Origin of the sequence: Stenotrophomonas sp. 278 (genome assembly GCF_003935715.1) — a bacterium.
GTDB lineage: Bacteria > Pseudomonadota > Gammaproteobacteria > Xanthomonadales > Xanthomonadaceae > Stenotrophomonas > Stenotrophomonas maltophilia_AH.
Genome location: NZ_RHPP01000019.1, coordinates 1 through 16,384 on the forward strand (window position 1 = coordinate 1; position 16,384 = coordinate 16,384).

The following is a 16,384-nucleotide window of genomic DNA, read 5'->3' on the forward strand; positions in this document are numbered from 1 at the left end:
TCTACGCTTTGACATGAACACTCCTCATGGCCTGGATCGGCCTTCTTGTAAGTGTCCGTGAAAACGGGGGTGAACCCGCTTGACGAATTGCCAAGGTGGTCCAGGCCTTATCGCCCTTGACGAATCCGACAGTGAATCGAGCCGTAACATGGTGTTCGGGCTTGAGGCCTTCGATGGAACGGAAATCGCTGCGCACCTTCGACGTGGCTACAGGCTGTACATCGCCATTGATGTACAGCGCCGCATTCCAGCTCGCTTCGCTCAATGGCAGTGTTGAGCGGTTGATGATGCGGGCGGTGATGACTGGCTTGGGCCCAAAGAAGCTGTTTTCCATCCGGAACTCTGGATCAACCGCACTGACCCTCTTTAGCTCGGCGATAGTAGGAAGTTGATCGTTGGCCTCCTGTCGTAGCGCTTCTATCTCCTTGGGATTGCTATCCCTGATGTGCTTAACCTGCCCTCTCACCACCTGCCTTACGGAAGCGTTTGGGTAGGTCTGGTTCAGTTTTTCAAGAAGGTCGGCAGGGATTCGTGAGAAAAACAGCCGAATCGTCTCTAACACCATGATTCAACGAGGAAACACCCCTCGACGTCAGGCAGTTCGTGGATTACAGACCTAGGCTTGATTGAACCAGAAGCCGCGTGACACAGGCATTCCTGGAGTACTGCTCAGGCACGCGTGCCCTTCTTGAATATTGGATTCAAGAGTTTCCACGCTCCTGACCCAACGGAAACCTTCAAGAAGGCTCTGACCGTCGCCTGATCCATTGCAGTAGTTCCTCGTGCGGGATCGTACGTCCAGCGTCGACGTCGGCCATACCCTCGCGGGTCCGCCGTTCCTTCTCTTCCTCGGTCAATCCCGGAAGGAGTGCTAGTAGCTTATCTTCAGGGCTCATAGGCCGATGAGCTGTGCTCAAGTTGGCTTGATTCTCGTGAAAAAATATGGGCAGGATCTGGGGATCATCCAAGCCCGCCGGCAAAGGCAGCGATACGTCGTGGACCGCCAAGTCGATGATGACGTCCAAATCTGAGCATAAGGGCTGTATGGCGGTGGTCACCAGACGAGCCGCCCGCTCGGCGAAAGCCAGGTCCACCACCAGCCAGATCAACAGACCGGGAGGCTGTTCGACGCCCCCTGACGAGTGAGTTTCCAGGAGATAGGCCGACGAGACGAAGTCGGCGTGCTCAAGGCTGCCGCTGATGGCCGGAGCGAGCCAAGCCGGCGCGGCCTGGGCAGGTCTCACCGCGAACTCCGCCGGCGCCAGACGTTCCACCCTGGCCAGAAAGCCCGTATCCAACAATGTCGCAACCTCTTCCGGGTACAGGACAACGCCGCCGTAGTTGGGATTGAGCATCAACGTCGCGCCGCGAGTACCGGTTAGCAGCTCACGGCCTGAAACTCCCAGAATTCTGACAGCAGACGAGCTGGCCGCCTGCGCCTTGTCGAGCGAGGTAAAGAAAGGGATCGCATCGAAACCGTCAGGATGGCGGAACTGGACCAGCCGCAGTGTCTGCGCGTCGTCCGAGATGGGCGCATGCACGTACACGATCGCATCCATCAGTCGCTTGAAGAATGCGCGTTCCTCGGCCGCACTGTCGCGGGCCCGTTCAAAGGAAGCCTCCAGCGCTGTCTCCGCAGACGTAGTCCCTCTTCCACGCGGCCTGCTCGGTTGCTTCATGGTCAGATGCGATGAGGGCCGAGCGGGTACCCGGAGAACCAATCCGCCTCGATCTCGCTGCTCAGGTAGGGTCGTACGAAGGCCGACTGGGTCAGCGCTCGCAGCCGCTCTTCGTGCTCAGCAATCGCCTCGATGTCGCTGACGGTTGGATAGTGCCGCAGCAGTCGATATGCCTCTTGCCGCACCTCTTTAGGCACGGCTTGGCTGGCCGCTAGCTGCCTGAGGAACGCGCCCGCCTGCAGCACATTGCGGGTGCGCTCAGATGGCATCGTCATGACATCAAGAATGACTAGCACTAAGGAATGCTTAGCTTATCGCGTTTGTGGCCGGCCAGGGCACGGTGCAACTACAGACCTTGCGATTCCTGTATTAATGTAATATAATCAATAACTTAATTCGCATAAGTGAGCGTTATGTCCATGGAGTGAGGGCCAATAGGAACGAGCAGGTAGCCTGAGCCTTCCCATGATGGGAAGGTCAACAACGCGGGACGGATTACCACTCAACTTGCCTGTCGTTTGACCTTCCCACCGTGGGAAGGCTCATCGTCACGCCGTCGGCAAACCGCCGATGCTTTTGGAGGGTTGTCCATGAATCTCGTTGTTGAAGGTATGACCTGTGGTCACTGTGTCCGAACGGTCACCCAAGCCATTCAGGCCCTTGACCCCCACGCCCAGGTGGACGTCGATCTGGGCAGTGGCGTGGTCAAGATCGAGGGCCTGCTTGCCGTAGAACAGGCGGTTGAGGCTATCCAGCGGCAAGGCTATGTGATCGCTGCGGTGCTCCCTTCTGAGGCTGGTACGCCGGCCGCCCCGGCCGTCGCATCCTCCTGCTGCGGCGGATGCCACCGCTGAGTCCGCGCGAGGGCTTGATCCTGATCAATGACAGTCGGCCCCAAGAGGGCTAGACTGGCCATCATGAGAGCTCGCACGTCCCCTGCCCTGATCTGCCCAGCGTCCGCAGGCGCTGCTTCGGGCGTGCGGGAGCTGTCATGGTGAGGCTGCTGAGGCGATGGCGGCGACCCCGTTCTCGTGCCCGACTGGCATGGCTGGGACTGTGGGCGCTGCTGCTGCAGCAACTCGCGCTGGTGGCTTACGCCTGTCCGCTGGAATCGGTGGAAGCTGGACAAGCGACCCTGATGGTCGGTTGCGAAGAGATGTCCACGCCGGATCCCGATGCTCCGGCGTTGTGCGACCAGCATTGCCAGCGCGATCACATCGCCACGGCCGATGCGAAGGCCCCTCAAGTGCCTTACCAGCCCGCGCTGGCCGCCTTCGCGCTGGTGCAGGCTCTGTTGCCACCGGTACACGCGCAGTTGTATCGGGATGTTCCGGTGTGCGTGTCCGATCCGCCTCCCCTGCAGCGCTTCTGTAGCCTGCTGATTTAAGCCCCCTCCTGGATTGACCCGTGCTCGTGCTGCATGCGTTGCAGCGCGCTCGTTGTCGTTTCCCGGAGGTCTTATGGAGATGTCTTTCTTCTTGCGTGCAAGGCGCAAGATGGCGTGTGGGTTCGTGTTTGCCCTGGCGCTCAGTGGTCCTGTGCTGGCGGCATCGCCCGCTATCCCGATCAGCTACACAGAAGCCCTACAACGGGCGCTTGCTAACGCCCCAACCCTGCAGGTGCGCCGATCGCAGATCGATGCCAGTACCGAAGAAGCCGCGCGTGCTGGCGCGCTTCCCGACCCACGTTTGATCGTGGGGCTGGCGAACTGGCCCGTCAGCGGACCCGATGCCTTCAGCTTGCGGGCCGATGAGATGACCACCCAGCAAATCGGTCTGATGCAGGAGTTTCCTGCGCGTGCGAAACGACGTGCCGAGCACGCGTTGGCGCAAGCGACGCTGGCGCAAGCGCGCTCACTGTCGATGGCCGAACAGCAGATGGTGGCCCAAGCGGCCGCGCTGGCCTGGATCGAGCTGTGGAGTACGCAGCAAGCCGTAGATGCGTTGGAAGGTCTGCGCGAGCCGGCCCGTATAGCCGAGCGTGCGGCGCGTGCTCGCTTGGCAGGCGGCACGGCCGGGGCCAGTGATGTGCTTGCCGCCCAGGCCGCCCTACTGCAGTTGGACAATCGCCTGGAGCAGGTACATGCGGAGCACGCCGCCGCGCAGGCCGGCCTGGCGCGGTGGTTGGGTATTGCACCAGAGGCGATCTTGGCCAGTGGTGCGGCACCGGATTTTTCGCAGTTGCCATTGGAGCCCACCCAACTGCTGGCCAAACTGGACCAACACACGCCACTACTGGGCTGGGAGGCACGCGAGAGCTTAGCCCAGGCCCAGGTGGATGCGGCCGTGGCCGAAACCCGCCCGGATTGGAGTGTGGAGCTCACCTACGGACGTCGCGAGCGCGCGCCCGACGGCATGGCGCGCAGCGACATGCTCATGGTGGAAGTGGGTGTGGGCCTGCCGCTGTTCCAGAAGAACCGCCAAGCACGAGGCATCGCGGCACGGCGGGCCGAGCTGGAGGCGGTGTCCGCAGAGCGCGATGAGGCCCGGCGCATCCAAGCCGAGTCGGTGCAACGCGCGATAGCGCGATGGCGCGGGTTAACCGGCCAGTTGGAGCGCCAGAACACGCAGAGCCTGCCTTTGGCGCGCGATCGTGCACGCACGGCGTTGGCCGCCTACGGCGCCGGTGCCGACCTGCAGCCGTGGCTGGAAGCGCGGCGCGATGAGATCGAATTGCACCTGGAGAACGCCCGTCTGCTGGGCGAACAGGGCCGTGCCTGGGCGGCACTGGCCTATCTGCTACCCCATGAGGAGAACACGCCATGAGCCCGACCAAGACGCGTCTCACACAGCTCGCCGTGGCCCTCGGGTTGCTGGCGCTCGGCTTTGCCGGCGGCTACGCCTGGATGACTCGAACCTCTGATACCACCCCGCCCCCCGGCACGAGCGTCGCAGATCAAGCACGCAAGGTGCTGTACTGGTACGACCCCATGGCGCCTGAGCAGCGATTCGACAAGCCGGGCAAATCTCCGTTCATGGATATGGAGTTGCTGCCCAAATACGCAGATGAGGCCATAGGGGGCGGAACGCAGATCGATCCGCGCCTGCAGCAGAACGTGGGCATACGCACTCAGGAAGTGACGGTAGAGTTACTAGGGACTGCCGTACGCGTGCCGGGCACACTGACGTGGGATCTGACCCAGGAAAGCGTGATCAGTGCGCGCATGGAAGGCTTGATCACCCACGTGCAGGTAAAGGCGCCGTTTACCGAGGTTCGTCGTGGTCAAACGCTGGCCACCGTGCAGGCCCCGGCATGGAACGCGGCCATCGCCGAAGCACATGCCCTGAGCCAAGCTCAGTCCGCGGGCGCGCGTGAGCTGCAGGGTGCGGCGCAACAACGGTTGCGTTCGTTGGGTGTTCCTTCTGGCGCCTCGGCCAGAAGTGGCGTCGTGCTTAGCGCAGACCACAGTGGTGTCGTGACCGAGATCCTGGCACGCGAGGGACAGACGGTGATGCCCGGTACGCCACTGTTCAAGATCAATGGGCTGGACACGTTGTGGCTGGAGGCCTCGGTACCCCAGGCAGCGCTGGGCACCTTGCGGCCGGGGACCTCAGTGCAGGCCACGGTCAGTGCCTGGCCGGCAGAGCGCTTTGCCGGACAGATCCAGGCGTTGCTTCCCCAGGTCGACATGGCTAGTCGCACGCAGCGGGCGCGAATTGTGCTGCGCAACCCGCAGCGTCGGCTGGTGCCGGGCATGTTCGCCGAGGTTCTGGTGCAGCCCGACGCCGAGCAGGCCCTGCCAGTCGTTCCCACGGAGGCGCTGATCGCCACCGGGCGGGACAGCCGGGTCATCGTGCAGGATCCGGACGGGAGCTTCCGGCCAGTGCGGGTGAGTGTGGGACGTAGCGTGCAAGGGCGCACGCAGATCGTGGCAGGCTTGGCCGGTGGTGAACGCGTGGTCGTCTCGGGTCAGTTCTTGCTCGACTCCGAAGCCAGTCTCTCCGGTGCGTTGGAGCGCCTGGGTGCTGCACAACCGACACGCCCTGCCAGCGCATCAGGTGTGCACGAGCGCCATGACGCCGGGCACGAACCACGCACTGTCGTGCCGTCACCGTCCAGACAGCCGGCGCCTGTCGCGCCAGACACCTCCACCTCTACGCCGCCGCGCTGCCCGGTGCAGTACTGGTATGACCCGATGGTGCCGGAGAAGCATTTCGACAAGCCGGGCAAGTCACCGTTCATGGATATGCAGTTGGTACCCAAGTTCGGCCCCGCCGCAGCCGCTGATTGCCAGGCAAGCGAGGTCATGTCCGAAGCGATGGAGGGCACACCATGATCGCGCGCCTGATCCATGCTTGCATCGCCAATCGCGTGCTGGTGCTGGTTGCCGCCGCGCTGCTGGCGGTGGTCGGTATCTGGTCGGTAAAGAACACGCCGCTGGATGCGCTGCCGGACCTGTCCGATACCCAGGTCATCATCCGCACGCAATGGGCGGGGCAAACCCCGCGCATCATCGAAGACCAGGTCACCTACCCGTTGGCCACCACGATGTTGTCCGTGCCGGGCGTGAAGGCGGTACGCGGCTTCTCCTTCTTCGGTGATTCATTCGTCTACATCCTGTTTGACGATGCCACTGATCTTTACTGGGCGCGCTCTCGAGTGCTCGAGTACTTGAGCCAGGTACGCGATCGACTTCCGCCGAATGTGAATCCGGCGCTGGGTCCTGATGCGACAGGACTGGGCTGGATCTACCAGTACGCCTTGGTGGATCGGACAGGTCAACGTGATGTGGGGCAGCTGCGTGCGTTGCAGGACTGGTTTCTTCGTTATGAGCTAAAAACCGTGCCGGACGTGGCTGAAGTAGCCAGTGTGGGCGGTGCGGTGCGCGCCTGGCAGATCCAGCCCGATCCGCAGGCGTTGGCGGCCCGTGGACTGACGGTGGCCGAGCTCATCGAGGCGGTGGATGCGGCCAACGGCGCTACCGGGGGCTCGGTGATCGAACAAGGCGAAGCCGAACTGATGGTGCGCAGCGAAGGCTACCTGCGCACACAGGAGGCGTTCGAACAGGTGCCGGTAACCGGCAACGACGGCATCCCCGTCCTGCTCGGCGAGGTGGCCACGATCAGTCGCGGGCCGGTCTTCCGTCGTGGTATCGCAGAGTTGGATGGTCAAGGTGAGGTGGCCGGCGGCGTGATCGTCCTGCGGACCGGCAAGGATGCCTTGGGGGCCATTCGGAACGTCAAAGCGCGACTGCAGGCGTTGCAATCCAGCTTGCCCGAGGGCGTGGAAGTGGTGCCGGTGTACGACCGCTCCGAGCTGATCCAGGATGCGGTACGCAACCTCACCCACAAGCTTGGCGAAGAGTTTCTGGTCGTAGCGCTGGTATGCCTGCTGTTCCTGTGGCACCTACGCTCGGCGTTGGTGGCCGTCATCACCCTGCCTTTGGGTATCCTGGCGGCCTTCATCGTGATGCACGCCCAGGGGATCTCCGCCAACTTGCTGTCATTAGGCGGCATCGCCATCGCCATTGGTGCGATGGTCGATGCAGCGGTGGTGATGATCGAAAATGCACACAAGCATCTGGAGCACTGGCGGGAGGCGCACGGCCGGGAACCTCAGGGTGAGGAGCGCTGGCAGCTGATGGCCCGCTCGGCGGCCGAGGTCGGACCGGCCCTGTTCGCCAGCTTGCTGGTCATCACCCTGTCTTTCGTGCCGGTTTTTGCCCTGCAGGCGCAGGAAGGGCGATTGTTCTCGCCTCTGGCCTACACCAAGACCTACGCGATGGCCGCCGCAGCAGGGTTGTCGGTGACCTTGATCCCCGTCTTGATGGGCTACCTGATCCGCGGCCGCATCCGCCCGGAACAGCAGAACCCCATCAATCGCATCCTGATCGCTGGCTATCGGCCCATCCTGCTGTGGGTCCTCAAACATCCCGGTGTCACCTTGCTGCTCAGCGGCCTGCTGCTAGTGCTCACCTTGATCCCCTTTAGCCGGTTGGGCAGTGAGTTCATGCCGCCCTTGGAAGAAGGCAGCCTGTTGTACATGCCCACGGCCCTGCCCGGCCTGTCCGCCGACAAGGCCCGTCAGTTGCTCCAGCTCTCGGGCCGGATGATCAAGACCGTACCGGAGGTTGAGCACGTGTTCGGCAAGGCGGGCCGTGCCGAAAGTGCGACCGATCCGGCACCGATCGAAATGTTTGAGACCACCGTGACCTTCAAGCCGCGGGATCAATGGCGCCCGGGCATGACCCCCCAGAAGCTACGCCAGGAGTTGGACGCAGCGGTCAAGATTCCCGGTCTGACCAACCTATGGGTCCCGCCCATTCGCAATCGCATCGATATGTTGGCCACCGGCATCAAGAGCCCGATTGGGATCAAGGTCTCCGGACCCGATGTGGAGCAGATCGAGCGCCTGAGCCAGCAGATCGAGCAGGTGGCCAAGACTGTGCCCGGCGTGAGTTCGGCACTGGCCGAACGCGTCACGGGTGGGCGCTATGTCGATGTACAGGTGCGCCCGGAAATCGCTGCACGTTACGGATTCACTCAAGGCCAACTCCAGCAACTGATTGCCACGGTCGTTGGCGGTGATCCAATCGGGGAAACGATCGAGGGGCGCGAACGCTATCCCATCGTCTTGCGCTACCCCCGTGGCCAGCGTGACTCGTTGCAGGCCTTGCAGGATCTGCCGCTGATCGCGCCAGGCGGTGTGCAACTGACCTTGAGCCAGGTGGCGGAGCTGTCAATCAGCCCAGGCCCGCCGATGCTCAAGAGCGATAACGGCCGGTTGGTGGGCTACATCTACGTGGATGTGGCCGATCGCGACTTGGGATCGGTGGTCCAGGACCTGCAAGCCGCGGTGCAGACCCAGGTGAGTTTGCCTGCCGGCTATGGTCTGGCGTGGTCGGGGCAGTACGAGTATCTGCAACGGGCTTTGGCACGCCTGCAATGGGTGGTGCCCGCGGCGTTGGCGATCATCTTCCTGGTCATCTGGATGGTGTTTCGCCGGCTTAGCGATGTATCCATCATCCTGCTCAGCTTGCCCTTGGCGTTGGTGGGCGGTTTCTGGTTGATCTGGGGGCTGGGCCATGCGATTTCGGTGGCCAGCATGATCGGATTCATCGCCCTGGGCGGCGTTGCGGCTGAGTTCGGCGTCATCATGCTGCTGTACCTGCGTCATGCCTGGGAGCAGCGCTTGGCCAGCGGTGCGCCGGAAGATGTGTCTACCCTGCAAGAGGCTATCTACGAAGGCGCCGTGCAACGGGTGCGCCCGAAGGCGATGACGGTAGCCGTCATCCTGGCCGGGTTGTTTCCGCTTTTCGTCGGTACCGGTGCCGGCTCGGAGGTCATGCAACGTATCGCCGCGCCGATGCTGGGTGGCATGCTCACCGCACCGGTGCTCTCTATGGTGGTGATTCCCGCAGCGTTCTATCTAGTGCGGCGACGTGGATTGCGCGCGGCGCGGGGCGACCAATGAGAGACAGACTGAGCACTTGAGGTAAGTCCCCACAAAAAGACGCCAGTCATGGAAGAAGTCATGACTGGCGTCAAAGGGGAGAGTACCGCCTACATGCTTACTTATCAGTGCCCGGCGTGCGGGGAAATCTCAAAGCTCAGCGACGCCCGATCCGACACAAAATCCAAACCCTTTTGTGTAGAGGGCACAATGTGATTGGTGTGGATGTACCAGGTCTTGGCGGTGGTCACCTGGAAACTGGCTTGGCCTTGGGCATCGGTGCGCAGGAGCGTAGCGCTACCGTGCCCACCCTTGACCGGTGCGTCAGCACGATGACCGACGTACACGCGTAGGTTGGGCACTGGCGTGCCCTGCTGCAGCACCTGGAACGACAGCTGTTCGCCGACCTTCACGCTTCCAGGATTGCGGGCCAAGCGGATCTCCAGCGGATAGCCCAGCGAGGCAGCGAAATCGTCGGTCAGTTTTGTGCCCACCTGTCCAATGGTACGAGCATGCTTGGTATAGCTATAGGTGACCCCTTTGGGAAACTTGCTCGCATCATAGTTGGCCAGGGTATCGGGCAAGTCTTCCAACTCCAGGTACTTGCCGAACTCGCTGGCCGTACGCGTGCTGGTGGAGGCCATCGTCGAGACCCCCAGCAGATAGGTGCCCTCGCCCGCCGGATGCACGGTGAGCTGGCTCTGCTTGCCGACCTCTTTCCAACTGGCCAAGTCCGGTGCAGCCTTAGCGCCGCCCTGACTCAGCGAAACGTCCTGTAGACGCGCTCGGGTGACTGCACCTGCACTTTCATCGAAGGTGCCATTGTTCACCAACGCTGTGTTCGCCTCGCCCGCTGCGGTGCCAGGCTTGGAGAAAGCGACAAACAGGTCGTGCGCACCGGCACTGCCGGCCACAGCGAACAGCAGTAGTGTGGCGGATAGTTGCGTGTTTCTCATGATGTGTAGCTCCTCGTGATCGTGGCTTACCAGTGGTAACCAAAGCGGACATTCCAGCGACGACCCAGCAAGTCGTACGTCATGGTGTCGGTGTCGGTGTTGGGGTTGTTCTTCACGAACGGCGCCTTCTTATCGAGCACTTTTTCAACGCCGGCGGAGATATCCCACTTCTTCTTGATGCCGTAGCTCAGTTGCAGGCTGTGGTACACCACGCTGGACACATGCGAGCCGATCGTGTCGGGCACGGCGATGATGTCGTCCGCGCTGCCGATGTACTGCGCCGAATAGACGCCGGTCCAACGGTTCTTGCCCATACGCAGTGAGCCCAAGCCACGCCACTGGGTGTAGCTACCCAAGCCGCTGGTGATCTTGCCGGCGTACTCAATGGTGGTGGCCCCGGGCGTGAGCGCCCCCAACCCACGCGGGGTGAGTCTGGAGGTCCTGGAAGCCCTGCTGGATCTGGTCATGGCCTCGGGCAAGGTACGTGTGGTCGACGTGGCGGAACTGTGTCCGCCCCTGGATCCGGATCAAGCCACCGCACGTGTGGCCGCGCGTTTGATCCACCGAATGGTCAGTGCGCAGGCTCAGTGAAGTGATATCGGCTGGCAAAAGGCAGTGAGCTAATGGGAACGCTCAGCCAGCAACTGCTTCATTTGCGCGATCTCCTGTGTCTGCGAGGTAATAATGTCCTGGCAGAGCTTCACCAACTCAGGATCCTTCAGACGATTCTCCTCACACATCAGGATGGCGCCAGCGTGGTGGGGAATCATCGAACGGATGAACTGTTTGTCAGTGACCGCTGCTTGAGTGCGAATGCCCCACCAGCAGAACAGCATGAACGCCACCGTCAGACCAGCCAGAATCAGATTGCGTCGGCGATCGGGGTACATGCTGGACATTAGCCACAGCTCGATCAGCAGCATGGGAGCGGCCATCAGGCCCGCCATGTAGAACTGGTTCACGTTGTTATAGACGTTAGCCCACTGATCGACCATTGCGTACATCAATGCGTACATGGCCACGAAAGACAGGCCCATCATCAACAACAGGCGGCCGTAATGGCCTTGATGCCCTTGTTGTGCCTGGTGGGCAGGTTGGTGTGAGGCGTGCGGTTTTGCGTGCTGGGACTGCGGGTCTTGCGCGTTTTCGTGCGTACCGTGCGAAGAGGACATAACAATCTCCGTGGGAATGGCAGAACGGCGGAAGAACCCGCGAACTGTTGGAACAGCTCCCGGGCTGAGAACACTTACATACCCTTGCCGGCAGCGAATTCCTGCGGGCTCAGCTTGCCATCTTTGTTGCTATCGAGCATGCCAAAGTGCGGCGCCAGCTTGTGCTTGGCCAGTTCTTCCTTGGACAGCGAGCCGTCCTTGTTGGCATCGAGCTTGGTGAAATCGGCATCGGCCGCCGCCGGCTTGTGCTGACCGTGGTCGGTGGTGGGCGTGGTGGTCTGGCCGCCGGCGAAGGCCGCGCCCGCCATCAGGAACAAGGCCATCATCGAGAGGGAGGCATAACGCTTCATTGCAGTACTCCTTGTGGGATATGAGCCATCAGTGACAGGAATGGCCGCGCGCAGGCTCATCGGCGCGGTCAGGGTGGGGGGTGGCAACAACGGTGGAGCCGGACAAACGCAGGGCATTGGTGACCACCGAAACCGAGCTCAGGCTCATGGCCAGGGCCGCCATCATCGGACTGAGCAAAAGGCCGAAGCTGGGATACAGCAAGCCGGCGGCGATAGGCACGCCGATGGCGTTGTAGACGAAGGCGAAGCCCAGGTTCTGCTTCATATTGGCCACCGTCAAAGACGAGATGGCACGGGCTTGCACGATGCGCCTCAAATCACCCTTGACCAGGGTGAGCTGGGCGCTGGACATGGCCACATCCGTGCCCGTCCCCATCGCGATGCCCACATCGGCTGCCGCCAGGGCCGGCGCATCGTTGATGCCATCGCCAGCCATGGCCACGCGACGACCCTGGGCTTTGAGTTGCTGGACCAGGTCGGCCTTGTCCTGCGGCTTGACGCCACCACGCACATCCTCGATGCCCAGCGTGCGCCCCACGGCCTCGGCCGTCGCCTGTGCGTCACCGGAGGCCATCACCACGTGCAGGCCATCGGCACGTAGCAGGTTCAAGGCAGGCAAGGTCGTGGCTTTGATGGGATCAGCCACCGCAATGGCGCCGGCCAACCGACCATTGACCGCCAGGAACATCACGCTAGCGCCTTCTTTCCGAAGACGCTCGGCGCTGCTTTGCAAAGGTGCTACATCGGCGCCAACCGACGCCATCAGGCTTTGGTTGCCGAGCACGACATCCTGATCGGACACGCGCCCGCGGACGCCTTGGCCGGTGAGCGAATCAAAATCTTGGGCGGCCACCAGGTTCAAGCCACGTCGCTGGGCTTCAGCCACGATGGCCTCGGCCAAGGGGTGCTCACTGCCCTGCTCCAAGCTGCCGGCCAAACAAAGGATCTGATCGGCGTCGAAGCCGGCGTTGGAGAGCGTGTCGCGAAAGGCTGGACGCCCCTCGGTCAACGTACCGGTCTTGTCCACGATCAACGTGTCGATCAGACGTAGCTGCTCGATCGCCTGAGCATCGCGGAACAGGACCCCGACCTGCGCAGCGCGGCCAGTGGCGACCATGATCGACATGGGGGTAGCCAAACCCAAGGCACACGGGCAAGCAATGATCAGAACCGATACGGCATTGAGGACGGCAAAGGTCCAGGACGGTTCGGGTCCAAACAGACCCCATCCGAAGAACGTGAGCACCGCCGTGGCCAGCACGGCCAGGACAAACCAGTACGCCACCTTGTCCGCCATACGCTGCATCGGCGCGCGGGAGCGCTGGGCTTGGGCTACCAACTGCACAATCTGCGCCAGTACCGTCCCGGATCCGACTTTGTCCGCCCGGATGACTAAGGCGCCCGTCCCGTTGAGCGTGGCGCCTATAACGTGATCACCGACAGCCTTCTCGACCGGAATGGGTTCACCGGTCAGCATCGACTCATCGACACTGGCGCGGCCTTCGATGACTTCCCCATCGACCGGCACCTTCTCGCCCGGTCGTACGCGAAGCAGATCACCCACGTGCACGTGATCCAGCGCAACGTCCTCTTCGCCCCCATCGGGTTTGACGCGGCGAGCCGTCTTGGGCGCCAATCCCAGCAGGGACTTGATGGCCGCCGAGGTTTTGGAACGCGCCCGCAGTTCCAGCAGCTGTCCGAGCAGGGTGAGCGAGACGATGACCGCTGCCGCCTCGAAGTAGACCCCTACCCGTCCATGCTCGCGGAAAGAGTCCGGAAACAGGTCCGGTGCCACGGTGGCCACCACGCTGTAGCCAAACGCGGCGGCCACGCCGATGCCGATCAGCGTCCACATGTTGGGGCTGCGATTGCCGATGGACTGTAGGCAGCGCTCAAAGAAAGGCCACCCCGCCCAGAGCACCACCGGGGCGCTCAGCACGAGCTCAATCCAGGTGCGCGCCTGCGTGGACAAGCCGGGCAGACGGTGTCCCAGCATGGCCAAGACCAGGACGATCAACGTCAAAGGCAACGTCCACCAGAACCTTCGGGTGAAATCGCGTAACTCTGGATTGTCGTCCTCCTCCAGCGAGGGCATCTCCGGCTCCAGCGCCATGCCGCAGATCGGACAGGTGCCGGGACCTGGCTGACGAATCTGCGGATGCATCGGGCAGGTGTAGACCGTGGCGTGGGTACCGCTGGGTTGGGCCACCGCTGCTGGGGCGGTCACTTCAACTTGCTGGGGAGCATCGTCCGTATAGCGGACGGGATTGGTGATGACCCGTCCATCCGCAGCCTCGACAGGGGCTGCGCCTGCAGAATGGTGATGGTCATGGGACGACGGTGAGTTCATGCCGATGCTCGCTTTAGTGGGGATGGACTGCCAAGGCAGTGTGCCATTGCGGGTTACACAGCTATTCGGGGCTGAGCGTCCCGAGCACTGAAACAACAATCAGGATCAAGATGGCCAGCGCGGCCTCAGCCGTAACACTCTGCCGCAAAGCCCGCACCTCCTGCGCGGGATCTCCGCTGGTCAGCGCTCGTTCCAAGCGCGGCACCAGCGTCCATCGGTGCAGCGCTCCCAAACCCAGCATTCCAGCGAACAGGGCCAGTTTGAAAAGCAGCAACTTCCCGTAGGTGCTCTGGAACAGGGCCGAAAACGACCACGCGGTGAGATCCCCGTAGTGCGCGATGCCGGACACGATGAGCGCACCAACGAAGATCGTTCCCAGCGTCGAAAAACCATGCAGAAAGTCATGCGTTGATCGCAGACGCCCGCTGCCGTTCGTCTCTTTGCCGCGCAGCAGCATGGCAAGGAACATCAGGACCGCTGCGATCCAGCCGCCTGCCGCGAGAAGATGGACGATGCCTGCAGCAAGCCGGACCGCGCCTGCCAAGCCCTCGCCAGCGGCGGCGTGGCCGTTCCATGCCAGCGAAGCGAGTGCGCCGCCCGCCAGCATCGCCCCCAGCGGGAAGGCGGTCTCCACCTTCCCGCGGCGACGATGCCATCCGAGCACGAACATCAGGGCGACCAGCAGCGCGCCTCTCGCCATGGCTGCCCGGCCCGCGGACGTCTCGAGCAGATACCAGCCAAGCGATGCGCGATCAACCTCGGCAAGCGGCATTCCCATGATGCCCGCGGTCTTGAAGACGACATCGAGCCCGGTGAGCACGAGACCGGCTACGGCACCCGCCAATAGAACGCCCATGAGTGACCACCCGGCCAAGGCGTCGGCGAGTGCCGATCGACGCGACCCGTACCAACCGAAGAGTGGAACCCCGAAAAGAACCATGATGACAAGGTATTCCAAGAATCTCAGTGCATAAGCCGACAGGTCGAACATTCGCGACTCCTCAGCGCACCGTGAAGCTGAAGCTGCCCGGCATGGGGTGGTTGTCACCACCGACGGCGCGGTATTCCACGGTATAGACGCCCGGAGCCAGCGGTCCAGGCAACTTGGCACGCAGGGTCTTGCCGTTGTTGACGATCTCGGTCGTGAAATTCTCGATCGGCATGGTGGAACTGCCGTGCTTCATGAGCAACTTGAGACGCGACGCCCGCGGAATCAATGTCTCGTTGAACACGAGATCGATCTGGCCTGGCGAGGCCACCACCGCATTTGCCGCCGGTGTGGACTGCTGCAGCGCGGCGTGGGCGTGCGCGACCTGCAGCGAAAACTGCCCGGCCGCGATTGCGAGGACGAGCGCGAAGGAGCGAATGACGTTGGACGACTTCATATGGATAAATCCTCATTGGAATGTGATGCAAAGCCCGTTCGGGAGGGGCCGCGCTGTGTTCGATGCGACAAGCGTTAGATGTCGGACTGTCACTGAAACCACGATTTGTCGGATTTTCTTGATACTTCCGCTTTCGCGAGACGAGGATCCCACCGGCTCAGGCGGGATCCTCGACGCATTACGCTGCCATGGCGCTGCAGCTTTCCGCGCAGCGGCGACAAACTTCGGCGCAGCGCGTCATCTCAGGGTCGTTCATGGCGTCGCATGCATCGGCGCACTGGCGGCAGATCTCCGCGCAGGCACCGCAAACCACGTCGTGAACGCTGGCACCGCGCAGCATCGCGTCGGCACTGGTTGCGCAGGTATCGGCACACGTCGCCAACAGGGCGATGTGCTCCGGGGCCGCGTGAACACCTCCTTTGGTCAGGCAGTAGTTGATGGTCTCCAGGCAGATCGCATGGCATTGCGTGCAGTTGTCGATGCACTCGTTCATGGCCTGGGGCCGGTGTGCTGCGGAATGGTGAGTCATGTAGTTCTCCTTCTTCCTCGCGGGCGAGAATCGGCGCGCCCGCAACACCGTCCCCTGTTGCTGCGACGGATCAGTGCTGTGCGAACGGTTCAGTGGTTCCGTCGCGATGTATCAGCTCGACCGTGAACGGCTGCTGGCGTCCCTCCGGGACCTCCATGCCCGGAGAACCAAGCGGCATCCCTGGGAGGACCAGGCCGCGTGCGTTCGGCTTTTCTTCGAGGAGACGCTTGATGTCCGCGGCCGGAACGTGGCCTTCGATGACGTATCCGCCGATCTCGGCCGTGTGGCAGGAGCCCTTTGCATAGGGGACACCCAACCGCTCCTTGACCAGACCCAGGTCATCCATGTCGTGCACATCCACGGTGAATCCCGCCTTCTGCACGTGGTCGATCCAGACACCGCAGCACCCGCAGGTCGGGGTCTTGTGGACGGTCATGCGTGGCAGGGCTGCTGGAGTCGCGTCGGCTGATTGGACGACAACCTGTGCGGAGGGCGAGGTTGTGGGTTGCGCGGATGAAGCATCCTGGGTGCAAGCACCCAGACCAGCCACGGCAAGGACCACAAAAGTCAG

At 62.5% G+C, this 16,384-nt stretch carries 18 protein-coding genes; 6 read left to right on the plus strand and 12 right to left on the minus strand.

Features of this window, described 5'->3' with window-relative positions:
- Position 1: 1 nt before the first annotated feature.
- The 3 genes from EGJ34_RS05115 to EGJ34_RS05125 form a co-directional block, all read right to left on the minus strand.
- Positions 2-565: a hypothetical protein gene (locus EGJ34_RS05115; protein WP_125359463.1), complete on the minus strand. Its 564-nt coding sequence runs from the start codon at positions 563-565 to the stop codon at positions 2-4.
- A 172-nt stretch (positions 566-737) separates the two neighbouring features.
- On the minus strand, positions 738-1,679 hold the full coding sequence (locus EGJ34_RS05120; protein ID WP_049401588.1) for an SseB family protein: 942 nt from the start codon (positions 1,677-1,679) through the stop codon (positions 738-740).
- Positions 1,680-1,681: 2 nt separating this feature from the next.
- The gene (locus EGJ34_RS05125; protein ID WP_223224794.1) at positions 1,682-1,975 is read right to left on the minus strand and encodes a BPSL0761 family protein; all 294 of its coding nucleotides are present in this window, start codon (positions 1,973-1,975) and stop codon (positions 1,682-1,684) included.
- 315 nt (positions 1,976-2,290) lie between these two features.
- Between EGJ34_RS05125 and EGJ34_RS05130 the strand changes: the two genes are divergently transcribed.
- The 5 genes from EGJ34_RS05130 (at position 2,291) to EGJ34_RS05150 (ending at position 9,092) form a co-directional block, all read left to right on the plus strand.
- Positions 2,291-2,533 (plus strand): cation transporter, encoded by a 243-nt coding sequence (locus EGJ34_RS05130; protein ID WP_224482004.1) that lies wholly within the window; start codon positions 2,291-2,293, stop codon positions 2,531-2,533.
- A 137-nt stretch (positions 2,534-2,670) separates the two neighbouring features.
- Positions 2,671-3,066 carry a hypothetical protein gene (locus tag EGJ34_RS05135; RefSeq protein WP_005413404.1) on the plus strand — a complete coding sequence of 132 codons (396 nt, stop codon included), beginning with the start codon at positions 2,671-2,673 and terminating at the stop codon, positions 3,064-3,066.
- Between the two features lie 124 nt (positions 3,067-3,190).
- Positions 3,191-4,444 carry a TolC family protein gene (locus tag EGJ34_RS05140; protein WP_279703838.1) on the plus strand — a complete coding sequence of 418 codons (1,254 nt, stop codon included), beginning with the start codon at positions 3,191-3,193 and terminating at the stop codon, positions 4,442-4,444.
- Positions 4,441-5,955, plus strand: coding sequence for an efflux RND transporter periplasmic adaptor subunit (locus EGJ34_RS05145; RefSeq protein WP_005413406.1), 1,515 nt, complete (start codon positions 4,441-4,443; stop codon positions 5,953-5,955). The genes EGJ34_RS05140 and EGJ34_RS05145 overlap by 4 nt, the downstream gene beginning before the upstream one ends.
- Positions 5,952-9,092 carry a CusA/CzcA family heavy metal efflux RND transporter gene (locus EGJ34_RS05150; protein WP_125359464.1) on the plus strand — a complete coding sequence of 1,047 codons (3,141 nt, stop codon included), beginning with the start codon at positions 5,952-5,954 and terminating at the stop codon, positions 9,090-9,092. Before EGJ34_RS05145 ends, EGJ34_RS05150 begins: the two co-directional genes overlap by 4 nt.
- A 104-nt stretch (positions 9,093-9,196) precedes the next feature.
- On the opposite strand, the gene EGJ34_RS05155 is transcribed toward EGJ34_RS05150, so the two are convergent.
- Positions 9,197-10,027 carry a DUF4198 domain-containing protein gene (locus EGJ34_RS05155; protein WP_125359465.1) on the minus strand — a complete coding sequence of 277 codons (831 nt, stop codon included), beginning with the start codon at positions 10,025-10,027 and terminating at the stop codon, positions 9,197-9,199.
- Between the two features lie 26 nt (positions 10,028-10,053).
- Entirely contained in the window at positions 10,054-10,341 is a 288-nt protein-coding gene (locus EGJ34_RS05160) for a TonB-dependent receptor (protein WP_005413409.1), read from the minus strand.
- A gap of 88 nt (positions 10,342-10,429) precedes the next feature.
- Here EGJ34_RS05160 and EGJ34_RS05165 point away from each other — a divergent pair, with 88 nt between their 5' ends.
- Positions 10,430-10,618 (plus strand): arginase family protein, encoded by a 189-nt coding sequence (locus tag EGJ34_RS05165; protein ID WP_187756563.1) that lies wholly within the window; start codon positions 10,430-10,432, stop codon positions 10,616-10,618.
- Between the two features lie 29 nt (positions 10,619-10,647).
- Here the strand turns inward: EGJ34_RS05165 and EGJ34_RS05170 are convergent, their stop codons facing one another.
- The 7 genes from EGJ34_RS05170 to EGJ34_RS05200 all read right to left on the minus strand — a co-directional run bounded on the left by EGJ34_RS05170 (position 10,648) and on the right by EGJ34_RS05200 (position 16,249).
- Positions 10,648-11,199 carry a DUF305 domain-containing protein gene (locus tag EGJ34_RS05170; RefSeq protein WP_031269107.1) on the minus strand — a complete coding sequence of 184 codons (552 nt, stop codon included), beginning with the start codon at positions 11,197-11,199 and terminating at the stop codon, positions 10,648-10,650.
- Between the two features lie 74 nt (positions 11,200-11,273).
- A complete protein-coding gene (locus EGJ34_RS05175; protein WP_005413412.1) occupies positions 11,274-11,549 on the minus strand; it encodes a hypothetical protein in 276 nt (91 codons plus the stop codon).
- Between the two features lie 28 nt (positions 11,550-11,577).
- Positions 11,578-13,899: a copper-translocating P-type ATPase gene (locus EGJ34_RS05180; protein ID WP_219625521.1), complete on the minus strand. Its 2,322-nt coding sequence runs from the start codon at positions 13,897-13,899 to the stop codon at positions 11,578-11,580.
- Positions 13,900-13,960: 61 nt separating this feature from the next.
- Positions 13,961-14,890, minus strand: coding sequence for a copper homeostasis membrane protein CopD (copD, locus tag EGJ34_RS05185; RefSeq protein ID WP_017354978.1), 930 nt, complete (start codon positions 14,888-14,890; stop codon positions 13,961-13,963).
- 10 nt (positions 14,891-14,900) lie between these two features.
- Complete coding sequence (gene copC, locus EGJ34_RS05190; protein ID WP_005413416.1) at positions 14,901-15,284, minus strand: copper homeostasis periplasmic binding protein CopC; 384 nt, start codon at positions 15,282-15,284, stop codon at positions 14,901-14,903.
- Between the two features lie 178 nt (positions 15,285-15,462).
- Complete coding sequence (locus EGJ34_RS05195) at positions 15,463-15,813, minus strand: four-helix bundle copper-binding protein (protein ID WP_012480213.1); 351 nt, start codon at positions 15,811-15,813, stop codon at positions 15,463-15,465.
- A gap of 70 nt (positions 15,814-15,883) precedes the next feature.
- Positions 15,884-16,249 (minus strand): DUF411 domain-containing protein, encoded by a 366-nt coding sequence (locus EGJ34_RS05200; protein WP_019184727.1) that lies wholly within the window; start codon positions 16,247-16,249, stop codon positions 15,884-15,886.
- Positions 16,250-16,384: the final 135 nt, after the last annotated feature.